1 protein-coding gene is annotated in these 2,740 nt (G+C 72.9%); it reads right to left on the minus strand.

The features are described from left to right. Positions 1–30: 30 nt before the first annotated feature. The coding region (locus tag ACWCSD_RS51085) for a S8 family serine peptidase (protein ID WP_449926884.1) at positions 31–2,740 on the minus strand (2,710 nt) is incomplete at its 5' end.

Consider the following 2,740-nt stretch of genomic DNA (forward strand, 5'->3'; position numbering starts at 1 on the left):
GGCAGAACGGGCCTGCCCCCGCTACGGCGGTCACTTCACGGAGTAGGCGTCGGTGAGGACCTGCTGGACGGCGTTGCCGTCCCTGTCCTTCGCCTCGACCTTGATCGAGATGCCGCCCGGACCCGCGGGGTTGTGCACGAGCACCTTGTCGCCGGTCACTGCCGTGGCAGGCGTCCAGTGCGCGCCCTTGTCGCCGGAGATCCAGACTCCGCGCAGCGACGGCGACCTGCCGCCCACGGGCCTGACGGTGAAGGCGAACGGCCTGCCCGCCTGGACGGTGTCGTTCTCCGGCAGCCCGAGCCCGTACGTGAGGTGGATCAGCGGCGCCTGGGCGCAGGGCTGCTCGTCACCCCACAGCACCGTGTCCAGGCAGGGCTGCGGGGCGCTGCCGCCGGTCGGGCGGGCGGACCGGAACGTCCAGGTGGTCTCGACGCCGGTGCCGGAGTGCTTGCCGGCGAAGCCGTCCCGCCACGAGGCCGTGAGCCGGTACGCGCCCGGCCCGGCGGGGACGGTGTAGTAGGACAGGCCCAGGTCGTCGTACTGTGGCTTGACCTCGGCGGCGCCGCTGAACAGGTGGAGCTCCTCGGCCCCCGGCGCGCCCTGGTACAGGTGGCTCGGGTCGGAGGCGTCGGAGTAGTAGCCGAAGCCGAGCGAGCTGAGCGCGCGCAGCCGCAGCCGGTCGCCCTGGCGGCAACCGTCGCAGTAGATGGCCGGGGTGACCCAGTCCGGCAGGTTCGGGCCGGGGGCGAACTGGGCGGGGACGATGGACTCGTTCCAGTCCTCCCGCTCCTTGGCGGCGTCGGCGAAGCCGCGCAGTGAGGTGGCGAAGCGGGCGCCGCCCGAGGCGGGGTCGATGAAGGCGTACTCACGCCCCCACAGCACGTCCGGGCCGGGCGCGTTGTAGTACTCGGTCCTGGTCGCCGGCCCGGCGAAACTGTGCGAGCCGCGGATGCTGAAGCGCTGCTCGGGCGAGTAGGTGTGGTCGACCTCGATGAAGTTCGCGTCCGGCCCCCACGTGCCCGCCGGCGGCGGGAACTGCGCGTGGTAGGTGGTCTCGACCTCGGTGAGGTCGCGGGCCTTCGGGGCGACGTTCAGGCGGCCCGCCGTGGTGCCCTTCAGGTAATAGGCCAGTTTGTACTCGAACGGGGTGGTGGGCGTGACGTGCAGACCGGCGCTCGGGTACGGCTTGCGGGCCAGAGCCCTGCCGAGCCGGTCCGCCTCGCCGCTGTCGATCCACAACACCGGGATCTTGTTCTGCGCCGCGTACGCGGGGTCGTGCAGCAGCCAGGCGAACCGGTCGCTGGTGACCACGCCCGCGGCCCCCGCCTTGATGGCCAGGTCCAGGTCGGCCAGGAGGAGTTCGAGCGAGTCCCTGGCGGGGAGGAAGACGAGGTCGCCGCGCGCGTCCGCGCCGCCGCGCAGGTCGTCGCCCGTGGTCAGGTTCAGCCGCCGGTCGGCGGTGAACTTCGGCACCAGCGCGTCGTGCTCGCTGATGTAGCGGGGGTTGAGCCGGAGCCCCGGCACGGCCAGCTCGACCTCCGGAGCGCGGCGGATCTGGTCGAAGAGCACCGTGGAGGTGCCCACCGCGGGCGCCTTCCGCACCCGCGTGACCCAGTACTGGCCCCGGTTGACCGGCTCGTAGCTCAGCAGCGACGCGCTCGCGTACATCTGGCCCGAGGCGGTCGTGCGGACGGTCATCACGTTCGTGAACACCGGTTCCGACGGGCGCGGCGTGCTCACCCGGATCGGCTCTGCGTCGGTCGCGTCGAGGGTCACCGTGGTGTCGCCGTCGAGCTTGACCTCGGGGGCGAGCAGCGCGGCGTACTGCATCTGCCGGTCAGGCTTGGTGAACCACGAGGGGGTGGCGGTGAGGGAGTAGACGCCGCCGTGCGCGAGCTTGAGCTCGGTCTCCAGCGTGCCCGGCGTGCCGGTGGTCCGCCAGGCCATGGTGTCCGTGGCCATCGGCTCCCCTTCGAGGAGCGGGTCGGTGTCGCTGACCCGGACGGCGGTCAGCACGTTCTGCAGCACCGTCCAGTCCGGCCTGCCGACGAACCTGACGCGCACGGTGTCCGTCCTGGCGCCCTTGCGGAACGCGATCGGCGCCGTCAGGCGGGTCGTGCCCGCCGTGGCCGTCAGGCGGCCCTCGTACCAGCCCGGGTCGCCGAGCGTGGGCTCGACGGTGAGGTCCGCGCTCGCCGACCCGCCCGCGGGGACGGTCAGCGACGACGGGCTGAGCGTGGCCATCCCGGCGGGCGCCTGGGCGTCGCCGCGCTGCAGCGTCGTGGACAGGTTCAGCGTGACCGGTTCCCTGCCGGTGTTGCGGAAGGTCACCTTCCTGGTCAGCGTCTGGCCGGTGTACGGGTCGCTGAAGCCGGCGTGAACCGTCGCCAGGTCGTCGAAGACCTGCTGGGTGACGGCCTGCCCGATGTCCAGCCGTCCGGAGCCCTGGTCGTAGACGGGGTCCTCGCCCGGCTTCGCGGTGCCCGTCAGAGCGGTCTTGAGCTGCTCGGACGTCCAGTCGGGGTGTTGCGCGGCCAGGATGCCGGCGGCGGCCGCGACGTGCGGGGCGGCCATCGAGGTGCCGGACGCCGCGGTGTAGTCGTCGTCGATCGGGCCGCCGCCCGGGATGCTGCTGCCCGAGCCCAGCGAGGTGCCCGCCGCGCGCGCCGCGACGATGTTCACGCCGGGCGCGGTGATCTCCGGCTTGATCGCGAAGTCGCCGCTCAGGCGCGGGCCGCGG

The sequence above is a fragment of the Nonomuraea sp. NPDC001684 genome (assembly GCF_053596515.1).